22 protein-coding genes are annotated in these 23,689 nt (G+C 68.1%); 16 read left to right on the forward strand and 6 right to left on the reverse strand.

The features are described from left to right. Positions 1–24 precede the first annotated feature (24 nt). From nuoE to BST10_RS00640, 13 genes are all read left to right on the forward strand, one after another. Complete coding sequence (nuoE, locus tag BST10_RS00580) at positions 25–798, forward strand: NADH-quinone oxidoreductase subunit NuoE (protein WP_083036097.1); 774 nt, start codon at positions 25–27, stop codon at positions 796–798. Beyond that, positions 795–2,147, forward strand: a complete 1,353-nt coding sequence (gene nuoF / locus BST10_RS00585; RefSeq protein ID WP_083035793.1) for an NADH-quinone oxidoreductase subunit NuoF — start codon at positions 795–797, stop codon at positions 2,145–2,147. The genes nuoE and nuoF overlap by 4 nt, the downstream gene beginning before the upstream one ends. After that, positions 2,144–4,555: an NADH-quinone oxidoreductase subunit G gene (locus tag BST10_RS00590; RefSeq protein ID WP_083035795.1), complete on the forward strand. Its 2,412-nt coding sequence runs from the start codon at positions 2,144–2,146 to the stop codon at positions 4,553–4,555. The genes nuoF and BST10_RS00590 overlap by 4 nt, the downstream gene beginning before the upstream one ends. After that, positions 4,552–5,778, forward strand: a complete 1,227-nt coding sequence (gene nuoH, locus BST10_RS00595; RefSeq protein WP_013829795.1) for an NADH-quinone oxidoreductase subunit NuoH — start codon at positions 4,552–4,554, stop codon at positions 5,776–5,778. Before BST10_RS00590 ends, nuoH begins: the two co-directional genes overlap by 4 nt. Continuing rightward, positions 5,771–6,340 carry an NADH-quinone oxidoreductase subunit NuoI gene (gene nuoI, locus BST10_RS00600; protein ID WP_013829796.1) on the forward strand — a complete coding sequence of 190 codons (570 nt, stop codon included), beginning with the start codon at positions 5,771–5,773 and terminating at the stop codon, positions 6,338–6,340. The genes nuoH and nuoI overlap by 8 nt, the downstream gene beginning before the upstream one ends. Then, complete coding sequence (locus BST10_RS00605) at positions 6,340–7,185, forward strand: NADH-quinone oxidoreductase subunit J (RefSeq protein WP_083035798.1); 846 nt, start codon at positions 6,340–6,342, stop codon at positions 7,183–7,185. The genes nuoI and BST10_RS00605 overlap by 1 nt, the downstream gene beginning before the upstream one ends. Then, positions 7,182–7,481 carry an NADH-quinone oxidoreductase subunit NuoK gene (nuoK, locus tag BST10_RS00610; RefSeq protein WP_013829798.1) on the forward strand — a complete coding sequence of 100 codons (300 nt, stop codon included), beginning with the start codon at positions 7,182–7,184 and terminating at the stop codon, positions 7,479–7,481. Before BST10_RS00605 ends, nuoK begins: the two co-directional genes overlap by 4 nt. A gap of 15 nt (positions 7,482–7,496) precedes the next feature. Next, positions 7,497–9,434 (forward strand): NADH-quinone oxidoreductase subunit L, encoded by a 1,938-nt coding sequence (gene nuoL / locus BST10_RS00615; RefSeq protein ID WP_083035801.1) that lies wholly within the window; start codon positions 7,497–7,499, stop codon positions 9,432–9,434. Positions 9,435–9,436: 2 nt separating this feature from the next. Beyond that, positions 9,437–11,059 (forward strand): NADH-quinone oxidoreductase subunit M, encoded by a 1,623-nt coding sequence (locus BST10_RS00620; protein WP_083035803.1) that lies wholly within the window; start codon positions 9,437–9,439, stop codon positions 11,057–11,059. 2 nt (positions 11,060–11,061) lie between these two features. Continuing rightward, on the forward strand, positions 11,062–12,675 hold the full coding sequence (gene nuoN / locus BST10_RS00625) for an NADH-quinone oxidoreductase subunit NuoN (protein ID WP_083035806.1): 1,614 nt from the start codon (positions 11,062–11,064) through the stop codon (positions 12,673–12,675). Positions 12,676–12,800: 125 nt separating this feature from the next. Further along, positions 12,801–13,886, forward strand: a complete 1,086-nt coding sequence (locus BST10_RS00630; RefSeq protein ID WP_083035808.1) for a ferredoxin reductase — start codon at positions 12,801–12,803, stop codon at positions 13,884–13,886. Between the two features lie 19 nt (positions 13,887–13,905). Further along, the gene (locus BST10_RS00635) at positions 13,906–14,958 is read left to right on the forward strand and encodes a fatty acid desaturase family protein (protein WP_083035810.1); all 1,053 of its coding nucleotides are present in this window, start codon (positions 13,906–13,908) and stop codon (positions 14,956–14,958) included. Between the two features lie 75 nt (positions 14,959–15,033). Continuing rightward, complete coding sequence (locus tag BST10_RS00640; protein WP_205277411.1) at positions 15,034–15,522, forward strand: flavin reductase family protein; 489 nt, start codon at positions 15,034–15,036, stop codon at positions 15,520–15,522. Positions 15,523–15,551: 29 nt separating this feature from the next. Here BST10_RS00640 and BST10_RS00645 read toward each other — a convergent pair whose 3' ends face one another. From BST10_RS00645 to BST10_RS00655, 3 genes are read right to left on the reverse strand one after another with little or no spacing between them, the layout of a single operon-like run. Further along, complete coding sequence (locus BST10_RS00645) at positions 15,552–16,544, reverse strand: Gfo/Idh/MocA family protein (protein ID WP_083035812.1); 993 nt, start codon at positions 16,542–16,544, stop codon at positions 15,552–15,554. Then, entirely contained in the window at positions 16,541–17,236 is a 696-nt protein-coding gene (locus BST10_RS00650) for a PIG-L deacetylase family protein (RefSeq protein ID WP_109559343.1), read from the reverse strand. Before BST10_RS00650 ends, BST10_RS00645 begins: the two co-directional genes overlap by 4 nt. 4 nt (positions 17,237–17,240) lie before the next feature. Next, a complete protein-coding gene (locus BST10_RS00655) occupies positions 17,241–17,843 on the reverse strand; it encodes a TetR/AcrR family transcriptional regulator (protein ID WP_083035814.1) in 603 nt (200 codons plus the stop codon). A 52-nt stretch (positions 17,844–17,895) separates the two neighbouring features. Between BST10_RS00655 and BST10_RS00660 the strand changes: the two genes are divergently transcribed. Both BST10_RS00660 and BST10_RS00665 read left to right on the forward strand, forming a co-directional pair. Further along, positions 17,896–19,035 carry a phosphotransferase family protein gene (locus BST10_RS00660; RefSeq protein ID WP_083035816.1) on the forward strand — a complete coding sequence of 380 codons (1,140 nt, stop codon included), beginning with the start codon at positions 17,896–17,898 and terminating at the stop codon, positions 19,033–19,035. After that, positions 19,035–20,153 carry an Rv3169 family protein gene (locus tag BST10_RS00665; protein ID WP_013829809.1) on the forward strand — a complete coding sequence of 373 codons (1,119 nt, stop codon included), beginning with the start codon at positions 19,035–19,037 and terminating at the stop codon, positions 20,151–20,153. Before BST10_RS00660 ends, BST10_RS00665 begins: the two co-directional genes overlap by 1 nt. Here the strand turns inward: BST10_RS00665 and BST10_RS00670 are convergent. Next, a complete protein-coding gene (locus tag BST10_RS00670) occupies positions 20,150–21,148 on the reverse strand; it encodes a TIGR03617 family F420-dependent LLM class oxidoreductase (protein ID WP_083035819.1) in 999 nt (332 codons plus the stop codon). The genes BST10_RS00665 and BST10_RS00670 overlap by 4 nt on opposite strands. Before the next feature lie 5 nt (positions 21,149–21,153). Beyond that, positions 21,154–22,068 carry an alpha/beta fold hydrolase gene (locus BST10_RS00675; protein WP_013829811.1) on the reverse strand — a complete coding sequence of 305 codons (915 nt, stop codon included), beginning with the start codon at positions 22,066–22,068 and terminating at the stop codon, positions 21,154–21,156. A 177-nt stretch (positions 22,069–22,245) separates the two neighbouring features. Between BST10_RS00675 and BST10_RS00680 the strand changes: the two genes are divergently transcribed. After that, complete coding sequence (locus BST10_RS00680) at positions 22,246–23,220, forward strand: NADPH:quinone oxidoreductase family protein (protein ID WP_083035822.1); 975 nt, start codon at positions 22,246–22,248, stop codon at positions 23,218–23,220. 82 nt (positions 23,221–23,302) lie between these two features. On the opposite strand, the gene BST10_RS00685 is transcribed toward BST10_RS00680, so the two are convergent. Beyond that, positions 23,303–23,686: a MerR family transcriptional regulator gene (locus BST10_RS00685; RefSeq protein ID WP_083035825.1), complete on the reverse strand. Its 384-nt coding sequence runs from the start codon at positions 23,684–23,686 to the stop codon at positions 23,303–23,305. Between the last annotated feature and the right edge of the window lie 3 nt (positions 23,687–23,689).

A 23,689-nucleotide genomic window follows, 5' to 3' on the forward strand; every position in this document is an offset into this window, starting at 1 on the left:
AACAAGACCGGACGCGGGCGGCTGATGCCGGCGACCGCCGGCACCGACGGCAACCGGGTGTTTCTGCAACTGGGCCGGCCACCGGAGGAACCGAACCAGTTCAACCACCCCGATGCGCCGCGCAGCTACTCCGATGAGGTGCGTGCGCGTCTGGAGGCCGACGCCAAGGAGATCATCGGTCGCTACCCGCAGCCACGCTCGGCGATCCTGCCGCTGCTGCATCTGGTCCAAGCCGAGGACTCCTACATCACCCCGGCCGGCCTGTCATTCGTGGCCGACGTGCTCGGCCTGACCGGCGCCGACGTCGCTGGCGTCGCCTCGTTCTACTCGATGTACCGGCGCAAACCGACCGGCGAGTACCTGGTGGGCGTGTGCACCAACACGCTGTGCGCGGTGATGGGCGGCGACGCCATTTTCGACGCCCTCAAGGAGCATCTGGACGTCAACGACACGCAGACCACCGCCGACGGCAAGGTCACGCTGGAGCGCATCGAGTGCAACGCCGCCTGCGACTGCGCCCCGGTGGTGATGGTCAACTGGGAGTTCTTCGACCAGCAGACCCCGGAGTCGGCGCGCGATCTGACCGATGCGCTGCGCTCCGGTGGCGAGGTGCGGCCCAGCCGCGGGCTGCCGCTGACCAGTTTCCGCGAAACCGCCCGGGTGCTGGCCGGATTCGCTGACGATCGTCCCGACGACGGCCAGGGGGGCCCGGCCGGGCCGACGCTGGCCGGGCTGCGATTCGCCCACGAGCACGGCATGGCCGCTCCGGAATCCGACACCGACAGGAGCGGACAGTGACTTCCCCATCCAGCTCCGCCACCGCGGCGACGCCGCTGACCCCGGTGTTGAGCAGCTACTGGGACGACCCCGAATCCTGGACGCTGGAAACCTATCGTCGCCACGGCGGCTACCAGGGCATGCAGCGGGCGCTGGCCATGGCTCCCGACGATGTCATCGAGTTGGTCAAGGATTCCGGGCTGCGCGGCCGCGGCGGTGCCGGGTTCTCCACCGGGACCAAGTGGTCGTTCGTGCCGCAGGGCACCGAGGGCGCGGGCGCCAAACCCCACTATCTGTTGGTCAACGCCGATGAATCCGAGCCCGGTACCTGCAAGGACATCCCGCTGCTGCTGGCGACGCCGCACGTGCTCATCGAGGGCATGATCATCTGCAGCCACGCGATCCGCGCCCGCCACGCCTTCATCTATGTGCGCGGCGAGGTACTGCCGATCCTGCGCCGACTGCACAACGCGGTGGCCGAGGCGTACGCGGCGGGGCTGCTGGGGACGGACATCGGCGGCACCGGCTTCGACCTCGACATCACCGTGCACGCCGGGGCGGGCGCCTACATCTGCGGCGAGGAGACCGCACTGATCGACTCGCTGGAGGGCTACCGGGGCCAGCCGCGGCTGCGCCCGCCCTTCCCGGCGGTCGCCGGGCTCTACGCCTCCCCCACGGTGGTCAACAACGTCGAATCCATTGCCAGTGTGCCGTCGATTCTGCGTAACGGGGCGGACTGGTTCCGGTCGATGGGCACCGAGAAGTCCCGCGGCTACACGCTGTATTCACTGTCCGGGCACGTGAATCGGCCCGGCCAGTACGAGGCTCCGCTCGGCATCACGCTGCGCGAACTGCTGGAGTACGCCGGCGGGATTCGCGACGGTAACCGGCTGAAGTTCTGGACGCCCGGCGGGTCGTCGACCCCGCTGCTGACCGATCAACATCTCGACATCCCGCTGGACTACGAGGGTATGGCGTCAGCCGGTTCGATGTTGGGCACCAAAGCATTACAGATCTTTGATGAGACCACCTGCGTGGTGCGCGCGGCCCAGCGCTGGTCGGAGTTCTACAAGCACGAGTCCTGCGGCAAGTGCACGCCCTGCCGGGAGGGCACCTATTGGCTGGTGCCGATCTACGAGCGGCTGGAGACCGGCCGCGGCACACCCGAAGACCTCGACACCTTGCTGGATATCGCTGACGTGCTGTTCGGAAAATCCTTCTGCGCCTTGGGGGATGGCGCTGCGATGCCGGTGAAGTCATCGATCGAGTACTTCCGTGACGAATACATCGCCCACCTTGACGGGGGCTGTCCGTTCGACCCGAAAGCGAGCATGTTCGTGCCTAACGGATCCGACGGCGGTGCGGCATGACCGGGCCAGACCGTCAGGCGAACCCGGAGTCGGTGACTTTCACCATCGACGACCAGCAGGTCACCGTGCCCAAAGGCACCCTGATCATCCGGGCCGCCGAGCAACTGGGCATCGAGATCCCACGGTTCTGCGATCACCCGCTGCTGGACCCGGTCGCCTGGTGCCGGCAGTGCATGGTCGAGGTGGAGGGCCAGCGCAAGCCGCAGCCCTCCTGCGCGGTTGCCGCGGCCGAGGGCATGGTGGTGCGCACCCAACACACCTCCGCCGAAGCCGATCGAGCCCAGCACCTGGTGATGGAACTGCTGCTGATCAACCACCCGCTGGACTGCCCGACCTGCGACAAGGGCGGTGAATGCCCGCTGCAGAACCAGGCGATGACCCACGGCCGCACCGAGACCCGCTTCGAAGAGGCCAAACGCACCTACCCCAAGCCGATCAACATCTCCTCGCAGGTGCTGCTGGACCGCGATCGCTGCATCCTGTGTGCGCGCTGCACCCGGTTCGCCGACGAGATCGCCGGGGACAAGTTCATCGAGATGATGGACCGCGGCGCCCTGCAGCAGGTCGCCATCTACACCGAGACGCCGTTCGACTCCTACTTCTCCGGCAATACCGTGCAGATCTGCCCGGTGGGCGCACTGACGGGTGCCTCATACCGGTTCCGGGCCCGCCCGTTCGACCTGGTGTCGTCCCCCAGCGTCTGCGAGCACTGCGCGTCCGGGTGCGCCCAGCGCACCGACCACCGCCGCGGCAAGGTGATGCGGCGGATGGCCGGCGACGACCCGGACGTCAACGAAGAGTGGAACTGCGACAAAGGGCGCTGGGCGTTCACCTACGCCGTCCAGCCCGACCGGATCAGCACCCCGCTGGTGCGCGACGACAGGGGCGAGCTAGTCCCCACCTCGTGGCCGCATGCGCTGGCGGTAGCGGCGCGCGGCCTGGCCGCGGCGCGCGAACGCACCGGCGTACTGGTGGGCGGCCGGGTGACCGCCGAGGACGCCTACGGTTACGCCAAGTTCACCCGGGTGGCGCTGCGCGGCGACGACATCGACTTCCGGGCGCGTACCCTGTCCGCCGAGGAAGCCGCGTTCCTGGCCGCCCGGGTGGCCGGCAGCGGAATCGGCGTGAGCTACGCCGACCTGGAAACCGCTGCCACGGTGCTGCTGGTCGGCCTGGAGCCCGAGGAAGAGTCGCCGATCATCTTCCTGCGGCTGCGCAAGGCCGCCCGCAAGAAGGGCGCCGGCGTGTTCGCCGTCGCGCCGTTCGCCGACCGCGCGCTGACCAAGATGTTCGGCACCCTGCTGCCGACCGCTCCGGGCGGTGAGGCGGCGGCGCTGGACGGCATCCTCGACGGCTCCAGCCATGCCGAGCTCAACGAAAAGCTGCGCCAACCCGGTGCGGTGGTGCTGGTCGGCGAGCGGCTGGCGGGCTCGCCCGGCGCGCTGTCCGCAGCGGTTCGGCTGGCCGAGGCGACCGGGGCGCGGCTGGCATGGGTGCCGCGGCGCGCCGGGGAGCGCGGCGCGCTCGACAGCGGCGCCCTGGCCGGCCTGCTGCCGGGCGGACGCCCACTCGGCGATGCATCCGCACGGGCCGAGGTGGCACGGGCCTGGGGCCTCGACGGCCCCGACGAGCTGCCGTCCCAGCCCGGGCGTGACACCGACGCCATCCTGGCGGCTGCCGCCGACGGGACACTGGGGGCGCTGCTGGTCGGCGGGATCGAACCCGGTGACCTGGCCGACCCGGCCGCGGCGGTGGCCGCCCTGGACTCGGTCGGATTCCTGGTGAGCATCGAGTTGCGGCGCAGCGAGGTCACCGAACGCGCCGACGTGGTGCTGCCGATCGCGGCGGCGGTCGAGAAGACCGGCACCTACCTCAACTGGGAGGGCCGGCCCCGTCGGTTCGGCGCCGCCCTGGATGAGCGCGGCACCTTGTCCGACGTGCGGGTGCTCGACGCGCTCGCCGAGGAGATGGGCGTCGACCTCGGGCTTCCCACTGTGGCGGCGGCGCGCGAGGAGCTGACCCGGTTGGGCGCCTGGAACGGCGAACGGGTGGCCTCCCCCGACGTGGCGGCGGGCCGGCCCGGGCAGCCGGGCTCCGGTGAAGCCGTGCTGGCCAGCTGGCGCATGCTGCTCGACAACGGGCTGATGCAGGCCGGCGAGCCGAACCTTGCCGGTACCGCCCGCAAACCGGTGGCGCGGCTCTCGGCGCCGACCGCCACCGAGATCGGTGTCGCGGCCGGCGATCAGATCACGGTCGGCACCGAGCACGGAGAGGTCGCCCTGCCGCTGGTCATCACCGAGATGCCGGACCGGGTGGTGTGGCTGCCGATGAATTCCTCTGACTCAGCGGTGCACCGCAATCTCGGGGTCGGCCCCGGGGCGGTGGTACGGATTGGACGCAGATCATGAGCACTCCCTGGTGGCTGGTGCTGGCCAAAGTGCTGGCCGTCTTCGCATTCCTGGTACTGACAGTGCTTTTCGCCATCGTCATCGAACGAAAGGTGCTGGCGCGCATGCAGATGCGGCCCGGCCCCAACCGGGTCGGACCGAAGGGCTGGCTGCAGAGCCTTGCCGACGGCATCAAGCTGGCCCTCAAGGAGGACATCGTCCCCGCCGGCGTCGACCGGGCGATCTACGTGATGGCTCCGGTCATCTCGACGGTGCCGGCGATCACCGCGTTCGCGGTGATCCCGTTCGGCCCGGAGGTCAGCATCTTGGGCCATCGCACCGATCTGCAACTGGCCGACCTGCCGATCGCGGTGTTGTTCATCTTGGCGATGTCCTCGATCGGGGTGTACGGCATCATCCTGGCCGGCTGGTCGTCCGGGTCGCCGTACCCGCTGTTGGGCGGCATCCGCTCCACCGCGCAGGTGATCTCCTACGAAGTCGCGATGGGATTGTCGTTCGCGTCGGTGTTCCTCTACGCCGGGACGATGTCCACCTCGAGCATCGTGGCCGCCCAGGACCGGATCTGGTTCGCGTTCCTGCTGCTGCCGTCGTTCATGGTCTATCTGACCGCGATGGTCGGTGAGACCAACCGGGCGCCGTTCGATCTGCCCGAAGCCGAGGGCGAGCTCGTCGGCGGATTCCACACCGAGTACTCGTCGTTGAAGTTCGCGCTGTTCTTCCTGGCCGAATACATCAACATCACCACGGTTTCGGCGTTGGCCGTCACGTTGTTCTTCGGCGGCTGGCACGCGCCGTTCCCGCTGAACCTGTGGGCCGGCGCCAACCAGGGATGGTGGCCGCTGCTGTGGTTCACCGCCAAGGTGTGGGGATTCATCTTCATGTACATCTGGCTGCGCGCCACCCTGCCCCGGCTGCGATACGACCAGTTCATGGCGCTGGGCTGGAAGATCCTGATCCCGGTGGCGCTGCTGTGGGTGCTGCTCGCGGCGGTGATGCGCAGCCTGGGCAACGAGGGCTACCAGCACTGGGAGGCGGTGCTGATCGCTATCAGCACACTCACCACGCTGCTGGTGCTGGCGGTGTTGCACCGCCGCTTCAGCGCGGTGAACACCGTGCCGGACGAGCCCGCGTCTGAGCCGGTCGTCGCATCCGAAGGTTCTTTTCCGACACCACCGCTGCCGCAGCGAAATTCACCGCGGGTCAAGGAGGATGTCAATGGCTAAGCTCAGAGACGCGCTCGCCGGGTTCGGCGTCACCTGGCGAACGATGTTCAGGCGGCCGATCAATGACGGCTACCCGGAGCAGAAGAAGCCGACGGCGCGGCGCTATCACGGCCGCCACCAGCTCAACCGGCATCCGGACGGGTTGGAGAAGTGCATCGGCTGCGAACTGTGCGCGTGGGCATGCCCGGCCGATGCCATCTACGTGGAGGCCGCCGACAACACCGACGACGAACGCTTCTCGCCCGGCGAACGCTACGGCCGGGTCTACCAGATCAACTATCTGCGCTGCATCGGCTGCGGACTGTGCATCGAAGCCTGCCCGACGCGCGCGCTGACCATGACCAACGACTACGAGATGGCCGCGGACAACCGAGCCGACCTGATCTTGGAACGTCACCAGCTGCTGGCGCCGCTGGAGCCCGACATGACCGCACCGCCGCACCCGATGCCGCCCGGCGCCACCGAGAAGGACTACTACCTGGGCAGGGTCGGCCCGGATGGGCTCGACGAGAACCCGGACCTGTTCGTCATGCTGGACCGGAAGAAACAGGGCAAAGCCTGATGGACGCCGCACTGCTTGCCTCCGACATCGTCGTCCGCACCTCCACCGGGGAGGCGGTGACCTTCTGGGTCCTCGGCGCCCTGGCCCTGGTCGGCGCCATCGGGGTCGTCACCGCCGCCAAAGCGGTGTATTCGGCACTGTTCCTGGCGATGACGATGCTCTCGCTGGCCGTTTTCTACTTCGTCCAGGACGCGATGTTCCTCGGCGTGGTGCAGATCGTGGTCTACACCGGCGCGGTGATGATGCTGTTCCTGTTCGTGATGATGCTGATCGGGGTCGACTCCGCCGAGTCACTGGTGGAGACGCTGCGCGGCCAGCGGATCGCCTCGACCCTCGCCGGGATCGGTTTCGGGGTGCTGCTGATCGCCGGGATCGGCGGCGCGACGATGCACCTGCGCGGAATCGGCGCCCCGGCCACCGGCGGCTCGGCCGACTCCGGCATGGTGGGCCAGGGCAACGTCGAGGGGCTGGCGGCGCTGATCTTCACCCGTTACCTGTGGGCCTTCGAACTCACCAGTGCGCTGCTGATCACCGCGGTGGTCGCGGCCATGGTGTTGACGCATCGGGAGCGGCTGCAACCGCGGCTGACGCAGCGGGAGCTGTCCATCCTGCGCTTCCGGTCCGGCAACCGCCCCACCCCGCTGCCGACGCCGGGCGTCTACGCCCGCCACAACGCCGTGGACATCGCCGCGCGACTGCCCGACGGCTCCTACTCGGAGCTGTCGGTGTCGGACACCTTGCAGCACCGCTGGGTCGGCGCCACCGGCAACGCGGCCCACGCCGACGACGATGCTGCGGAGCGGCGTATGGCTCCGGCGAGCAACGGGGAGGAATCAGGCCAGTGAACCCGGAGAACTATCTCTACCTGTCGGCGATGCTGTTCACCCTCGGCGCCACCGGAGTGATGTTGCGGCGCAACGCGTTGGTGATGTTCATGTGCGTCGAGCTGATGCTCAACGCCGCCAATCTGGCGTTCGTCACCTTCGCCCGGCTGCACTCGGCGCTCGACGGCCAGATGGTGGCCTTCTTCACGATGGTCGTCGCCGCCTGCGAGGTCGTTATCGGCCTGGCCATCATCATGACGATCTTCCGGGCCCGGCGATCCGTGTCGGTCGACGACGCGAACTTACTGCGCGGCTAGGAGTTGGGAAGCTCTATGACGAATCTGAGCCAGCTGAGCTGGCTGCTGGTGGCCCTGCCGGCGGCCGGCGCGTTGATCCTGCTGCTCGGCGGGCGACGGACCGACCGCTGGGGACACCTGCTGGCCTGTGCCGCGGTGCTCTCCTCGTTCGGGATCGGGCTCGCGTTGCTGGCCGAGATGCTGGGCCGCAGCGGCGAGGACCGGGCGATTCACAGCCACCTGTTCAGCTGGGTGCCGGTCGGTGCGCTGCAGGTCGACTTCGGGATCCTGATCGATCAACTGTCGATCTGCTTCGTGTTGCTGATCAGTGGGGTCGGCGCGCTGATCCACATCTACTCGATCGGCTACATGAAGCACGACCCCGACCGGCGACGCTTTTTCGCCTACCTGAACCTGTTCGTCGCCGCGATGCTGCTGCTGGTCGTCGCCGACAACTATTTGGGCCTCTACGTCGGCTGGGAAGGTGTCGGCCTGGCGTCCTACCTGCTAATCGGGTTCTGGTACGCGCGGCCGGTCGCGGCGGCGGCCGGCAAGAAGGCATTCGTGTCCAACCGGGTCGGCGACATCGGGCTGTCGCTGGCCATGTTCGTGATGTTCGCCGGCTTCGGCACGCTGTCGTTCGACGGGCTGTTCGGCGCGGTCGAAGAGGCCGGGTCCAGCGGGTGGACCACCGCCATCGGGTTGCTGCTGTTGCTGGGCGCATGCGCCAAGTCCGCGCAGGTTCCGCTGCAGGCCTGGTTGTTCGACGCGATGGAGGGCCCCACCCCGGTGTCGGCGCTGATCCACGCCGCCACCATGGTGACCGCCGGGGTGTACCTGATCGTGCGGTCCGGCCCGGTGTTCGACCTGTCCGCCGACGCGCGCCTCGCGGTCGTGGTGGTCGGTGCGATCACGCTGCTGTTCGGTGCGATCATCGGCTGCGCCAAAGACGACATCAAGCGGGCGCTGGCCGCCTCCACCGTCAGCCAGATCGGCTACATGGTGCTGGCCGCGGGCCTCGGCCCGGCCGGCTACGCCGTCGCGATCATGCACCTGCTCACCCACGGTTTCTTCAAGGCCGGACTGTTCCTGGGCTCGGGGTCGGTGATGCACGGGATGAACGACGAACAGGACATGCGCCGCTACGGCGCGCTGCGTGCCTTCATGCCGGTGACGTTCGTGACGTTCGGCCTGTGCTATCTGGCGATCATCGGGGTGCCGCCGTTCGCCGGCTATTGGTCAAAGGACGCGATCATCGAGGCCGCGCTGGCAACCGGCGGGACGCGAGGCTGGATCTTGGGCGCGGTGACCATCCTGGGTGCCGGGATCACCGCGTTCTACATGACCCGGGTGATGCTGATGACATTCGGCGGTGAGCGTCGCTGGGCGGCGGACGAGAGCGAGGTGAGCCACGAACGGGCGCTGCAACATCCGCACGAGTCCCCGCGGGTGATGACCTGGCCGATGATCGTGCTGGCCGTCGGCGCCGTGTTCTCCGGAGCCGCGCTGGCCATCGGCGGTCGCCTCGAGCACTGGCTGGAACCGGTGGTGACCGGGGCCGCGGCGGCCGGCCACGAAGCGGCGCATCTCATCCCGGCCTGGCTCACCGGTGCCATCACGCTGGGGGTCGTGCTGCTCGGGGTGGCGGTGGCCTACCGCAGGTACGGCCGTAAGCCGATACCCATCACCGAGCCCACCGACGTGTCGCCCCTGACGGTGGCCGCCCGCCAGTATCTCTACGGCGATGCCTTCAACGAGGAGGTGTTCATGCGTCCGGGTAACCGACTGGCGCAAGCCCTGGTCGACGTCGACGACCGGGTGGTGGACGGCTCGGTCAACACCGGAGCCGGGTTGGTCGCGCTCGCATCGCTTTTGATGCGGCGCTTGCAGACCGGGTTCGTGCGCTCCTATGCGCTGACCATGCTGGCCGGCGCGGTGCTGGTCGTCGCGGTAGTCCTGGCGGTGCAACTGTGAACATGAACCTGCCCTGGCTGAGCCTGCTCTGGTTGGTGCCCCTGGTCGGTGCCGGCGCCGTGATCGCGCTGCCGGCCGGAGCGGCGCGACTGGCGAAGCTGACCGGCCTGCTGGTGAGCCTGGTGACGCTGGCGATAGCGGTGGTGATCACCGTCGAGTTCGACACCACCCCGGTCGCCGCCCCGTATCAGTTCGTCGAATCCCATGCCTGGATACCGGCTTTCGGGGCGCGCTACACGCTCGGTGTCGACGGTATCGCGGTGGTGCTGGCGTTGCTGACCGCCGGGCTGGTGCCGCTGCTGATGCTTGCCGGCTGGAACGACGGTGAGGGTAAGCGCGGTGCCGATGCTGACGACCCGCAGCGCCCGACTCCGCAGGCTCCGCCGCGCTTGCGATCGTCAGGCCGCGGGCCGCACGCCTTCGCCGCACTCACCCTAGCCGTCGAGGCGATGGTGCTGATCTCGCTGGTCTCGCTGGACGTACTGCTGTTCTACGTCTTCTTCGAGGCGATGCTGATCCCGATGTACTTCATGATCGGCGGCTTCGGCAACGGCGCCAAGCGTTCCCAAGCGGCATTGAAGTTCCTGCTGTACAACCTGTTCGGCGGCCTGATCATGCTGGCCGCGGTGATCGGCGTGTACATGGTGAGCGCCCGGGAGGGCACGTCGGGCGGCACCTTCGATTTCCGCGAACTGGTCTCGTTGTTCTCGTCCGCCACCACCACGGTGGATCCGGGCGTGCTCAAACTTCTGTTCGCCGGGTTCATGTTCGCGTTCGCGGTCAAGGCGCCACTGTGGCCGCTGCACCGGTGGCTGCCCGACGCCGCGGTGGAATCCACCCCGGCCACCGCGGTGCTGATGATGGCGGTCATGGACAAGGTGGGGACCTTCGGCATGCTGCGCTACTGTCTGCAGCTGTTCCCCGACGCCTCAACGTATTTCCGTCCGGCGATCATCGTGTTGGCGGTGATCGGGGTGGTCTACGGGGCGATGGTGGCGATCGGCCAGCGCGACATCATGCGGCTGATCGCCTACACGTCGATCTCGCACTTCGGCTTCATCATCCTGGGCATCTTCGTGATGACCAGCCAGGGCCAGAGCGGTTCCACGCTGTACATGCTCAACCACGGGTTGTCGACCGCGGCACTGTTCCTGATCGCCGGGTTCCTGATCTCTCGGCGCGGTGGCACCCGGGCGATCGCCGACTACGGCGGCGTGCAGAAGGTGGCCCCGGTGATGGCCGGTACCTTCATGGTCGCGGCGATGGCGACCCTGTCGCTGCCCGGGCTGGCCCCGTTCATCAGCGAATTCCTGGTATTGGTGGGCACCTTCAACCGGTACTGGCTGGCGGCGGCCGTCGGCAGCACCGCGCTGGTGCTGTCGTCGATCTACATGTTGTGGCTGTATCAGCGGGTGATGACCGGTCCGGTCACCGAGGGCAACGAACGCATCCGAGATCTGGTACCCCGCGAGCTCGTCGTCGTCGCGCCGTTGATCGCGTTGCTGGTGTTCTTGGGCTTCTACCCGAAACCGGTGCTCGACATCATCAATCCGGGCGTCGCGCACACCTTGACCACGATCGGTGAGACCGACCCGGCACCGCTGACCGCTGAGGGGGCGCACTGACCATGTCGGGCATGCCAACACCCCACATCGAGTACGACCTGTTGTTGCCGCTGCTGATCGTCTTCGGCACCGCGGTCACCGGCGTGCTGTTCGAGGCGTTCGCGGCGCGACGGGCGCGCTATCTGATGCAGGTTCTGCTCGCCATCGGCGGATTGGCCGCAGCGTTCATCAGCCTTGTCGCCGTGGGACGTGATCTGCCGGCCGACGGCCACATCACGGTGCTCGGCGCGGTCGCCGTCGACCGGCCGGCGCTGGTGCTGCAGGGCATCGTGCTGCTGGTCGGGATCATGGCCGTCGTCTTCATCGCCGAACGCAACACCGGCGCGGGAGCTCCCGAGGGGCCCGGCGCCGCGACCGCACCCACTGCGTCGCTCGCCGTCCGCGGGCAGGCAGGCCTGGACTCCTTCACCCCGCAGGCCTCGGCGGTGCCGGGCAGCGTCGCCGAACTCGACGCGGCCCGCAGCGGGATGATCCAGACCGAGGTGTTCCCGCTGACGATGCTGGCGATCGGCGGGATGATGGTGTTCCCGGCGGCCAACGATCTGGTGACGATGTTCGTGGCCCTCGAGGTGCTCTCGCTGCCGCTGTATCTGTTGTGCGGGCTGGCCCGGTACCGTCGGCTGCTGTCGCAGGAGGCGGCACTCAAGTACTTCCTGCTGGGCGCGTTCTCCTCGGCGCTGTTCTTGTTCGGGGCCGCCCTGCTCTACGGCACCACCGCCTCGTTGACGTTGTCCGAGATCGGCGAGCAGCTGTTCTCGCACAGCAACGATCCGCTGGCGCTGATCGGCGCCGGACTGCTGTTGGTGGGGCTGTTCTTCAAGGTCGGCGCGGTGCCGTTCCACTCCTGGGTCCCCGACGTCTACGTCGGCGCACCGACGCCGATCACCGGTTTCATGGCGGCCGCGACCAAGGTCGCCGCGTTCGGGGCGATGCTGCGGATCGTCTATGTCGCACTGCCGGCGCTGCACGACCAGTGGCGCCCGCTGCTGTGGCTGATCTCGGTGCTGACCATGGTGGTCGCCACCATTGCGGCGATCACCCAGACCGAGATCAAGCGGATGCTGGCCTACTCCTCGATCGCCCATGTCGGTTTCGTGCTCACCGGTGTGCTGGCGGCGATCCCGGCGGGTGTCTCATCGACGCTGTTCTACCTGGCCGCCTACAGCTTCTCCACCGTCGGCGCGTTCGCCGTCGTGAACCTGATCCGCGGGCCCGGCGGTGAAGAAGAGCTCGACATGTCGCGATGGGCCGGATTAGGACAGCGTTATCCCATTGTGGGACTGCTGTTTTCGATGTTCCTGCTGGCGTTCGCGGGCATCCCGTTGACCAGTGGGTTCATCAGCAAGTTCGCTGTGTTCGCCGCGGCCGCCGAGAGTGGCGCCGTCCCGCTGGTGGTGATCGGTGTGATCGCCAGCGGTGTCGCCGCCTACTTCTATGTGCGGGTGATCGTGCTGATGTTCTTCACCGACTCCCCCGACAACCCGCCGCAACTGGTGCAGCCCAGCGTGTGGAGTAAGACGGCGATCGCGTTGTGTGCCGCGGTCACCGTGGTGCTGGGCGTGTTTCCGCAACCGCTGCTCGACCTGGTGGACGCCGCGACGCAGTTCGCGTTCTGACGCTCGTACGCGACGGACTGGCCCGACCGGCCCCGACAACCCTGGAGTCGGCTGTCGCCCGTCGCGTCGTATACTCCACGTAAATGGACCGCTGATCTCCAGTCAAAGGCGCATCGACTCTTCCCATGGCCAGACAAGTCTCCAAGCGCCGTGCGCTGGTCTCGCGCCTGGCCGAGGTACTGACCTGGCCGCACCGCATCGACCGGTACACCGAGCTGGTAACGCCGACTTGGTCGCCGGGCGAGGCGCGAGCGAAGGTCATCGCGGTGCATCGCAGTACGCCGCGCAGCGTCACCATGACATTGCAGCCCAACGCCGCGTTTCCCGGCTTTCGAGCCGGGCAGCACCTGAATCTCACCGTGGACATCGACGGGCGGCGCCACACTCGTTGCTACTCGCCTGCCAATGCCGAGGGGCAACGACTCGTCGAGCTGACCGTCGGCTTACACGACGGTGGACTGGTCTCGAGCTACCTGCGCGATCACGCCCGCCCGGGCCTGGTGGTCGGGCTCACCGGCGGCAGTGGCGATTTCGTGCTGCCGGCCGTCCGGCCGCAGCGGATCCTGCTGATCTCCGGCGGTAGTGGCATCACCCCGGTGATGTCCATGCTGCGCACGTTGCTGGCCGAGGGTCATGTCGCCGCGGGTGGCGAGATCAGCTTCGTTCACTATGCCCGCAGCCGCGCTGAGGCCTGCTACCGCGACGAGCTTGCCGCCAGGCCCGGCGTGCGGGTGTTGCACGGGTTCACCCGATCTACCGAAGCCAACGGTCCAGCGAAGCTCGACGGCGAACTGCATGGCCATTTCGGCGCCGATCATCTGAAGGCCGCGATGCCGGCTCCCGACCTGGTGTATGTCTGCGGCCCGCCGGCCCTGGTTGCGGCGGTGCGAGAGCACTGCGCCGATGCGATTGCCGAGAACTTCATGCCGCCGCGGTTCGCACCGGCCGCCGATCCGGCCGGTGGACGCGTGACCTTCCTCGGCAGCAACGTCACGGTGGTCGACGACGGCCGGCCGCTGCTGTTGCAGGCCGAGTCCGCCGGTCTGCAGCCGGCGAGCGGCTGCCGGATGGGTCTCTGCAAGACGTGCACCTGCCGCAAAACCGTTGGCACGGTGCAAAATCTGATTACCTGGGCACTTTCGGACGCGGGCGAAGAGAATATCCAGATCTGCGTCTCGATCCCGGTCGGCGACGTCGAACTCAGCTTGTAAAGGACGCCGGGAACCAATCATGTCAGAACCGGAGATGACGCTAACCCCTGCCCAGGCCGATGCCTTGGGCCGTGAGTTCGACGCCATCAGGACCCGGGTGCTGGCCGACCTCGGCAAGCGGGACGCCGACTATATCCGTCGGATCGTCCGAATACAGCGCACCCTGGAGGTCGGCGGTCGCGTGCTGATGTTCGCCGGCGTCCGCCGGCCCGCCTGGTTGGCCGGCGTCGCGATGCTGTCCATGTCGAAGATCCTCGACAACTGGGAGATCGGCCACAACGTCATGCACGGCCAGTACGACTGGATGGGCGATCCGGCGCTGCACGGCCCCACGTTCGAGTGGGACAGTGCCTGCCCGTCCGACCACTGGCGTTATGCCCACAACTACCTACACCACACCTACACCAACATCATCGGCCTGGATCGCGACATCGGTTACGCCGTCCTGCGGGTGAAGAAAGACCAGCCCTGGGATTGGCAGAAGCTGCTCAACCCGATCAACGCGCTACTGGGTTTCGTGTTGTTCCAATACAGTTTGGCGGGCTACGAGCTGGAGATCGAGCGGATGCCCCACGAGATCACCATGGCCGACAAACGCGAAGCCCTGAGGGTGATCGTGCGCAAGGTCTTCCGTCAGGTGTTGAAGGATTACGTCGCATTCCCGCTGCTGGGCGGCCGATCGAGGCGGTTCGTGTTGACCGGCAACCTGGCGGCGAACTTGATCCGCAACATGTGGACTTTCGCCATCACGTTCTGCGGGCATTTCCCGGACGGAGCCCGGGTGTTCACGATTGAGGAGGCCCGCGACGAATCCCGCGGCATGTGGTACTACCGCCAGATCCTCGGTACCGCGAACATGAACGGCGGGAAGCTGTTTCACATCCTGTCCGGCAACTTATCGCACCAGATCGAGCACCACCTGTTCCCGGACCTGCCCGCGCACCGCTACGCCGAGCTCGCGCCGGAGGTCCGCGACATCTGCCGGCGTTACGGTATCCCGTACAACACCGGTTCGCTGCCCAGGCAGCTCGGCACCGTGCTGCTCAACCTCTTCCGGCTGGCGTTTCCGTAGCCACGGTCCACCACCGAGGCGCGCCCGAGCGGCAGTTCGCGGGCACGCCGGCGCCAGCGGGTACATCATGGACGGGTGGACGACGAATCGTTTCAGCGCTTGGTCGCGATGCTGGACTACACCATGTTCGTGGTGACCACTGCGGCCGACGGTCATGCCTCGGGATGTCTGGTCGGGTTCGCCACCCAGGCCAGCCTGCAGCCACCGCGGTTTCTGGTCGGGATGTCCGAACGCAACCACACCTTCAGGGTCGCAGCCCGATCCGACCATTTGGCCGTTCATGTCCTGTCGCGCCGTGACATGGAGCTCGCCCGGCTTTTCGGCGGCCGAACCGGGGACGACATCGACAAATTCGAGCACTGCTCCTGGCACAGCGGCCCCGCCGGCATGCCGATCCTGGACGACGCGCCGGCATGGTTCGTCGGCAAGACGCTGAGCCGTATCGAACTCGGCGACCACCTGGGTTATCTGCTGGAACCGATCGCCGGGTACGCACCCCCGCGCACCGGCGGCCTACTGGCGTTCTGCGACGTCGGCGACATCGAAGCGGGCCACGACGCCTGAAGAAGCCCGAGCCGGAAGTCGCTCCGTGCTCAGCCGGGTTGCCGCACCGCCAGGCCGGCAGCGGTGTAGATCGCGTCGATGACGGTCATGTTCTCGATCGCGTCCTCCGGCGTGGTCCGCACCGGCGCGCCGCGCAGCACGGCGTCGGCGAACGCATCGAGCTGATAGGCATACGACGCCCGGTGGCCGAACCGCTCGACGCGCCTGCCCTGCTCCGAGCGGACCCGCAACCGGTGAAAGTACTGGGGCATCAGCGGGTTGAGCGCCCGCAGCTCGCCACGATCACCGATCACGCGGGCGCTGACCTGCAGCAGGTTCGATGACCACAGCGAGCAGCGAATCGCCCCGGTATGCCCGGCCGGGAACCGCAACTGCGCGGTCATGGCCCGGTCGATCTGGCGGTCGCGCAGTTTCGCCTGCGCGGAGACGACTTCGGGCGTCGCCCCGCCAAAGGTGCGGACCATGTGCACCGGGTAACAGCCGGCGTCCATCAGCGCCCCGCCGGCCAGCGAGAGGTCGTAGCGGATGTCGGAGAACCGGGGCAGCGGGAAGCTCAGGGCGGCCTCCACCCGCTGCAGCGTTCCCAACTCCCCCGAGTCGATGATCTCCTCGATGCGCAATGTCATCGGGTGATAGCGGTAGTGGAACGCCTCCATCACGACCCGGTCGGTCTTGGCCGTGACCGCCGCGATCTCGCGGGCCTCGTCGGCATTGGCGGTGAACGGCTTTTCGCACAGCACGTGCTTTCCGCCGGCCAGCGCCGCCCGCGTCCACCGCCCGTGCAGGTTGTTGGGCAGCGGGTTGTAGACCGCATCGACCTCCGGGTCGGCGATCAGCGCGTCATAGCTGTCGTGGACCCGACCGATGCCGTGCTTGGCGGCGAACGCCCGCGCCCGCCCGGCGTCACGCGCCGCGACCGCGCTCACCACCACCTCGGGGTTGTCGGCAGCGGGTTTCAGCAACGCCACCGGGGTGATCCGCGCGGCGCCGAGCACGCCGATCCGCAGTACCGGCCGGCTCATCGGGCCGTGGTCCGTTGCAGACTGAACCCGGCCACCCGCGCGCCATGCTGCGCCGGTGTCGTCATGTCGATCACCGCGCGCGCCTGCTCGCGCACCGGGGTGTCGGGATCGAGCACAGCTAGATACACCTCGTGCGCGGCCAGGGCGTCTACCGCAGCATCCAGGTAGCCGTCCACGGCCTCGAGGTGGGTGGGGTCAGGCCCGTTCTGGAACAGCCAGCGCGGCGGCTTCTCCAGGGTGTCCCAGACGTCGGTGACCGCGGCGGCGAACTCGATGTGGTCGCGTTGGTTGGGGGCGTTGGGGCCGAACTGCGCGCCGCCGTAGATGCTCACCACCACCTCGGGGCGGACCTCGGTGATCACCGCGGCGATCTTGGCGCGCAACTCCGGCGTGTTACGGATATCGCCGTCGGGGAAGTCCCAGAAGTCGACCCCCTCTTCCGGATGCACACCCACGATAGCCGCCGCCCGCCGCTGCTCGGCCTCCCGGAGCGGCCCGGCCTGCTGCGGTGGCATTCCCTCGATACCGGCCTCGCCACGGCAGGCCAGCGCGTAGCGGACGGTCTTGCCCGCCGCGGTCCACTTGGCCACGGCGGCGGCCATCCCGTACTCGGGATCGTCGGGATGGGGCACCAGCACCAGCAGCGATGCCCACTCGGCCGGGAAGGGCTGCGGTTGCATCGACGCCGACATCGTCTTATGCCATCACGCCGTGGGCGACGATGGCGGCGGTTCGTTCCACCCAGTCGTCACCGAGATCCTCATCGGGCCGCAGCATCATGCCCAGCAGCGTTGCACCGCCGATCAATTCGACCAGCCGGTCGGGGTCGACGTCGGGTCGGGCGTCGCCGCGGCTCACCGAATCGGCCACCCAGTGACGCATCACCTCGAAAAGGCCCGTGAAGCGTTCGAGGATGCGCGCGGTCAACTCCGCGTTGCCGGCCATGTCGCCGATCAGGCCGGGCAGCGCGGCCCGCACCACCGGGTTGGTGAACGCGTCGCGCGCACCGGCCATCATCGCCCGGAGGTCCCCTGACACGTCGCCGGGCGGCGTGGTCACCGCACTCGGTGGCACCGAAAACGCGGCCTCGTGCACCAGTTCGGCCTTGCTGGGCCACCGGCGGTACAGCGCGGTCTTGGTCGTGCCGGCTCGCTCCGCGACGGCCGCCAGGCTCAGATTCGAATATCCGACTTCGACAACCAGTTCCGCGGCAGCCTGCAATATGGCAGCGTCAATACGGGGATCGCGAGGCCGTCCGGCGCCGGACCCCTTGTCAACCGCTGAAGGTTCTGCTTTCATAACGCTACCTGTCGTATCGTAATTAGCTCAAGCTTAACGGAGGGGCGAAGCCGTGGTCGACCAACCGACTGTGGAAACCGACGTCGGCCGGATCCAACGTTCCAGCCGTGATGTCACCACCCTGCCCACGGTAATGTCTCGCTGGCTCGCCACCCAGTTGCCCGGCGGTGCCACGCCGGAGATCACCGTCGAAAGCGGGGTCGACACCAACGGCATGTCGTCGGAGACGATCATGCTCACCGGCCGCTGGATCTCGAAGGGTGCACCGCTCGAGCAGCGCTGGGTGATGCGGGTGGCGCCCACCGACGAAGACGTCCCGGTGTTTCCGGCCTACCGGCTGGACCACCAGTTCGAGGTCATGCGTCGGGTCGGTGAGCTCACCGGCGTCCCGGTGCCGAAGGTCCGCTGGATCGAAACCACCGGCGAGGTGCTGGGCCGGCCGTTTTTTCTGATGGACCGCGTCGATGGCGAGGTGCCACCCGACGTCATGCCGTACACCTTCGGCGGCAACTGGTTCGCCGACGCGACCGCCGAACAGCAACGGACCCTGCAGGACTCCACCGTCGAGGTGCTGGCCCAGCTGCACGCGATTCCGGACGCGGCAACGACGTTCGACTTCCTCGACGAGCACCGCGCCGGCGAATCCGCGCTGCAACGGCACTTCACCCACATCCGCGACTGGTATGAGTTCGCGGTGCCCGACATCGGGCGCTCTCCGCTGCTGGAGCGCACCATCACCTGGCTGGAGGCGCACTGGCCGGCCGACGTCGCCGCCGGCGAGACGGTGCTGTGCTGGGGCGACTCCCGGATCGGCAACGTGCTCTACCGCGACTTCCGCCCGGTCGCCGTGCTGGACTGGGAGATGGTGGCGCTGGGGCCGCGCGAACTGGATGTGTCGTGGGTGATCTTCGCTCACCGGGTCTTCGAGGAACTCGCCGGGCTGGCCGGGTTGCCGGGGCTGCCGCAGGTGCTGCGCGAAGACGACGTGCGGGCCAGCTACCAGCGGCTCACCGGCGTCGAACTGGGGGACCTGCACTGGTTCTACGTCTACGCCGGCTTGATGTGGGCGATCGTGTTCATGCGCACCGGAGCCCGCCGGGTGCACTTCGGCGAGATGGAACGGCCCGACGACCCCGAATCCCTCTTCTACCACGCAGGGTTGCTCAAAAAGCTGATCGGAGAACAGAACTGATGCTGGGACCACTCGACGAATACCCGGTTCACCAACTGCCGCAACCGATCGCCTGGCCGGGTTCCTCGGATCGCAACTTCTACGATCGCTGCTACCTGAACGCCCATGACCGCACCGGGGACATCTTCGTGATCACCGGCTGCGGCTACTACCCCAACCTCGGTGTCAAGGACGCGTTCGTCTTGGTACGGCGCGGCGACACCCAGACCGCGGTGCACCTGTCGGATGCCATCGATCAGGATCGGCTCAACCAGCACGTCGGGGCCTACCGCATCGAGGTCACCGATCCGCTGCGCTCGCTGCGAGTGATCCTCGAGGAGACCGAGGGCATCGCGCTCGACCTGCGCTGGCAGGGCCTGTTCGACGCCGTGCAGGAACAGCCGCACATCCTGCGGTCCGGTAACCGGGTGACCCTGGATGCGCAGCGCTTCGCCCAGCTGGGTTCCTGGAGTGGGCAGATCGTGATCGACGGCGAGCAGATCACCGTCGACCCGTCGGTGTGGATCGGGTCGCGCGACCGGTCCTGGGGTATCCGCCCGGTCGGCGAACGCGAACCGGCAGGCCGGCCCGCCGACCCGCCGTTCGACGGCATGTGGTGGCTGTATGTGCCGATTGCGTTCGACGATTTCGCGGTGGTGATGATCATCCAGGAGGAGCCCGACGGTTTCCGCTCACTCAACGACTGCACCAGGATCTGGCGTGATGGCCGCGTCGAGCAGCTGGGCTGGCCGCGGGTGACCACCCGCTACCGTTCCGGCACCCGCATCGCGACCGGTGCCACCATCGAGGCGACCCGGCCGGACGGCACCCCGGTGATCTTCGAGGTGGAATCCAAACTGCCGGTGCCGATTCACGTCGGCGGCGGATACGGCGGCGACAGCGACTGGCTGCACGGGGAATGGAAGGGTGAGAAGTTCAGCGAGCGGCTGACCTACGACATGACCGATCCGGCGGTCATCGCGCGCACCAGTTTCGGGATGATCGACCATGTCGGGCGTGCGGTGTGCCGCGAGGGCGACGCCAACGCCCCGGTGGAGGGCTGGGGACTCTACGAGCACGGTGTGCTGGGCCGCCACGACCCGACGGGATTCCCCGACTGGGTCACCATGGCGCCCTAGCTCAGTTCGCTGACGATCGCCCCGACGACCGCCGGGGCGATCGGCGCGGCCTGGTAGACACAGACCGTCTCGGCGATGCCGTCGACCCGGTCGCGGATGCGCGCGGCCACCTGCGCCGGGGTGCCGCATGCGGCGATGGTGTGCAGGATCTCGTCGGTGATCGCTGCCCCCAGCTGCGCCCACTGCCCCTGTTTCGATAACGCGTTGAGTTCGGGTTGCAGCGCTGCCCAGCCGTGGGCGGCCAGCACCGGGGCGTACGCGGGTGTGGACGCGTAGAAACCGAGCAGCATCCGGGTGGCGGCTTCGGCGGTCTCTCGCTCGGCGTCGGTGGCGCCGGTGGCCACGATGATTTCGGGCACCACCGCGAAGTCTTCTCGTGCGCGCCCCGCGTGTGCCAGCCCGTCGCGGACCGCGGCCATGGTGTTCTGGTGCAGGAATCGCTTGGTGGAGAACGGCATCACCAGCAGTCCATCGGCATGTTCGGCGGCCGCCCGGGTCAGCCGCGGTCCCAGGGCACCGACGTAGATCGGCGGGGCGCCGTACGGGTTCGGCCCCGGGCTGAACGTCGGCGTCATCAACGTGTGCCGGTAGTAGTGACCGCGAAAGTCCAAGCGGGCGCCGGTGTTCCAGGATTCGAAGATCGCCCGAAGGGCGCCGACCAACTCGACCATGCGGTCCACCGGACGGTCGAAGGCCGCACCGAACCGCTTCTCGATCTGCGCGCGCACCTGGGTGCCCAGCCCCAGGACGAACCGTCCGCCGCTGAGCAGCTGGTGGTCATTGGCCTGGTGCGCGAGGTGGATCGGGTTGCGCGGGAACGCGATCGCGACGTTGGTCATCAGGTCCAGGCCGCCGACACCGGCCGCCAGCGTCAGCGGCGCGAACACGTCGTGCGGGCCCTCGAAGGTGAAGACGCCGCTCACCCCGGCGTCGCGCAACTCGCGGGCCTGGTCGGCGACGCCGGTCAGTCCGCTCAGCGCCGTGAGGACCTTCAACGCCGTCAGGAGATGATTCCGCGGTCGGTTGTCATGCCGCCCGCCGATCCGCTGACCAGCTCGGCCAGGTCGCGAAGCTCGCGATTCACCACGGTGGGGTGTTCGAGGATCGAGCAGTGTCCCCCGCCGACCTCGACGAACTTCGTGAGGTTGGGCGCCAGGTCGGCGATGCGCCGCGACGCCACCATCGGCAGCAGCCGGTCACGGGTGCTGCCGACAACCAGGGTGGGCACGGTCAGCCCGTCCAGGCTGAGGTAGGACGAGTAGCCGAGTGAGTCGACGAGAGTCCGCACCCAGTGGCCGCGGCCGACCGGCGGGGTGCGGGCGAACAGGTCGCAGATCAATGACGTGACAGCAGGATCGGCTTCACCGCCGACGGCGAGCATGTGCACGAATCGCCGGACCGCCAAGTTCGCCGGACCGACGATCGGGACACTGCCGAACGTCAGCAGCGCCCGCCGCGCCGCCTGCACGCGCGCCCGCTGCAGCGGCGGCGCCACCGCAAACAGGTCGACCTCGGCCAGCAGGTTGCCGGTGGTGGTGTTGATCAATGCCACCGCGTCGGCGCGCTCCTCGACCCGGTGGCGATAGCGGTCCGACCAGGCACTGATCGCGATGCCGCCCATCGAATGCCCGGCGATGACGGCGCGCTCACCGGGCGCCAGGGTGGCCTCCAGCACCGAGTCCAGGTCGGATGCCAGGTGGGTCAGGGTGTATCCACCGCGTTTGGGCACCCCGCTGCTGCCGTGGCCGCGATGGTCATAGGCGATCACCCGGTAGTCCTTGGCCAGCTCGGCGATCTGGTTTCCCCAGACCCGAATGGCGCAGGTGATGCCGTGTGCCAGCACGATCGGGTACCCGTCTGCCGGGCCGAACACCTGGGTGTGGAGCTTGGTTCCGTCGGCGGCCCGGACCGCCATGGTGCGAGCGGGCGGTAACGCCGCCGGGATTGTGCGGGCGCCTCGGCGCCTGCTGGACCCCGAAGAACTCAGAGCACTCATCGCCACCTCATCGAAAGTGCGGCAACGCTGCCGCATCGCGAGTCTACGCCGAGGTGGTTTAGGTTTTTCCTCAGCCACTACATACGGAGGTCGCCCATGCGCGCGGTACAGATATCCCAGCTCGACGGACCGGCAGCCGCCCGGGTGGTCGATCTCGACGAGCCGTCCGGCGACGACATGGTCATCATCGACGTGCACGCCGCCGGAGTGGCCTTCCCCGATGTGCTGCAGTCCCGCGGGCTCTACCAGCACAAACCCGAGCTGCCGTTCGTGCCGGGCGGGGAGGCCGCCGGGGTGGTTCGCAGCGCCCCCGCGGGCGCGCATGTGCGCGCCGGGGACCGGGTGGCCGCGCTGACCATGCTCAACGGCGCGATGGCGCAGGTGATCGCCCTGCCCGCCGAGCAGGTGTTCAAGCTGCCTGACGTGGTGTCGTTCGAGGCCGGCGCCGGACTGCTGTTCAACGACCTCACAGTGCTGTTCGCGCTGACCACCCGCGGCAAGCTGTCGCAGGGCGCCACGGTGCTGGTGCACGGCGCCGCCGGCGGCATCGGCACCTCGACGCTGCGGCTGGCGGAGCCGCTGGGGGCGTCGCGGGTGATCGCCGTGGTCTCCACCGAGGCCAAGGCCGAGGTGGCCCGGGCCGCCGGCGCCACCGACACGGTGTTGGCCGACGGATTCCGCGGCGCGGTGTCCGAGTTGACCGGCGGCAAGGGTGTGGATCTGATACTCGACCCGGTCGGCGGTGACCGGTTCACCGACTCGCTGCGGTCGTTGGCGCCCGGCGGAAAACTGCTGGTGGTGGGGTTCACCGGCGGTGAGATTCCCACGGTGAAGGTGAACCGGCTGCTGCTGAACAACATCGACGTGGTCGGCGTCGGGTGGGGGGCGTGGGTGATGTCGCATCCCGGCGAGCTGCAGCGGCAATGGGACACCCTGGAGCAGCTGTTGGCCTCGGGGACGGTGTCGGCGCCGCAACCCGAGGTGTTTGCCCTGGAGGATGCCGCTGACGCGCTGGCAGCGTTGGAGCACCGCACCGCCGCCGGCAAAGTCGTGCTGCGGATGCGCGACTAGGCCGCCGGGTCGTCGTGCGTGCCCGGTGCGAAGTAGTCGAACGCGGGTGGGTCGACGCCGATGACATTGGTGCGGCATGGGGCTACGTGTCGGCATCGGCAATGCGCGCCTTGAACTCCGGGCACTCGACCAGCGGGGTGTGGGTGCAGGTCACGGCATGGATGAGGCTGTCGCGCATCCGGGTGAGCCGGGCGATCTCCTCGTCGAGTTGGTGGGCCTTCTCGGCCATTCGCGCCCGCAATTCGGTGTCGCTGGGCGTGGCCCGCAGGAACCGCTCGATCTGGGCAAGGGTGAACCCGGCCGCCTTGGCGCAGCTGATCAGCGCGAGCCGGTCGAGCACCGCGGGTTCGTAGGTGCGGCGCAGGCCGTTGCGTTCGCCCGAGCTGATCAGCCCCCGCCGCTCATAGAACCTCAGCGCCGATGACGCCAAGCCGGACCGGGTGGCCACTTCGGCGATGTCCAGCATGGC

Origin of the sequence: Mycolicibacter algericus DSM 45454, assembly GCF_002086455.1 — a bacterium.
Classification (GTDB): Bacteria; Actinomycetota; Actinomycetes; order Mycobacteriales; family Mycobacteriaceae; genus Mycobacterium; species Mycobacterium algericum.

What these genes read in the sequence shown, in the direction of transcription:
- BST10_RS00590 (WP_083035795.1), top strand. Translation starts at nt 2,144, where the DNA reads ATGACCGGGCCAGACCGTCAGGCGAACCCGGAGTCGGTGACTTTCACC.
- BST10_RS00620 (WP_083035803.1), top strand. Translation starts at nt 9,437, where the DNA reads ATGAACCTGCCCTGGCTGAGCCTGCTCTGGTTGGTGCCCCTGGTCGGT.
- BST10_RS00635 (WP_083035810.1), top strand. Translation starts at nt 13,906, where the DNA reads ATGTCAGAACCGGAGATGACGCTAACCCCTGCCCAGGCCGATGCCTTG.
- BST10_RS00685 (WP_083035825.1), bottom strand. Translation starts at nt 23,686, where the DNA reads ATGCTGGACATCGCCGAAGTGGCCACCCGGTCCGGCTTGGCGTCATCG.
- BST10_RS00605 (WP_083035798.1), top strand. Translation starts at nt 6,340, where the DNA reads ATGGACGCCGCACTGCTTGCCTCCGACATCGTCGTCCGCACCTCCACC.
- nuoL (WP_083035801.1), top strand. Translation starts at nt 7,497, where the DNA reads ATGACGAATCTGAGCCAGCTGAGCTGGCTGCTGGTGGCCCTGCCGGCG.
- nuoI (WP_013829796.1), top strand. Translation starts at nt 5,771, where the DNA reads ATGGCTAAGCTCAGAGACGCGCTCGCCGGGTTCGGCGTCACCTGGCGA.
- BST10_RS00680 (WP_083035822.1), top strand. Translation starts at nt 22,246, where the DNA reads ATGCGCGCGGTACAGATATCCCAGCTCGACGGACCGGCAGCCGCCCGG.
- nuoN (WP_083035806.1), top strand. Translation starts at nt 11,062, where the DNA reads ATGTCGGGCATGCCAACACCCCACATCGAGTACGACCTGTTGTTGCCG.
- nuoE (WP_083036097.1), top strand. Translation starts at nt 25, where the DNA reads ATGCCGGCGACCGCCGGCACCGACGGCAACCGGGTGTTTCTGCAACTG.
- BST10_RS00665 (WP_013829809.1), top strand. Translation starts at nt 19,035, where the DNA reads ATGCTGGGACCACTCGACGAATACCCGGTTCACCAACTGCCGCAACCG.
- BST10_RS00655 (WP_083035814.1), bottom strand. Translation starts at nt 17,843, where the DNA reads ATGAAAGCAGAACCTTCAGCGGTTGACAAGGGGTCCGGCGCCGGACGG.
- BST10_RS00675 (WP_013829811.1), bottom strand. Translation starts at nt 22,068, where the DNA reads ATGGCGGTCCGGGCCGCCGACGGAACCAAGCTCCACACCCAGGTGTTC.
- BST10_RS00630 (WP_083035808.1), top strand. Translation starts at nt 12,801, where the DNA reads ATGGCCAGACAAGTCTCCAAGCGCCGTGCGCTGGTCTCGCGCCTGGCC.
- BST10_RS00645 (WP_083035812.1), bottom strand. Translation starts at nt 16,544, where the DNA reads ATGAGCCGGCCGGTACTGCGGATCGGCGTGCTCGGCGCCGCGCGGATC.
- BST10_RS00650 (WP_109559343.1), bottom strand. Translation starts at nt 17,236, where the DNA reads ATGTCGGCGTCGATGCAACCGCAGCCCTTCCCGGCCGAGTGGGCATCG.
- nuoH (WP_013829795.1), top strand. Translation starts at nt 4,552, where the DNA reads ATGAGCACTCCCTGGTGGCTGGTGCTGGCCAAAGTGCTGGCCGTCTTC.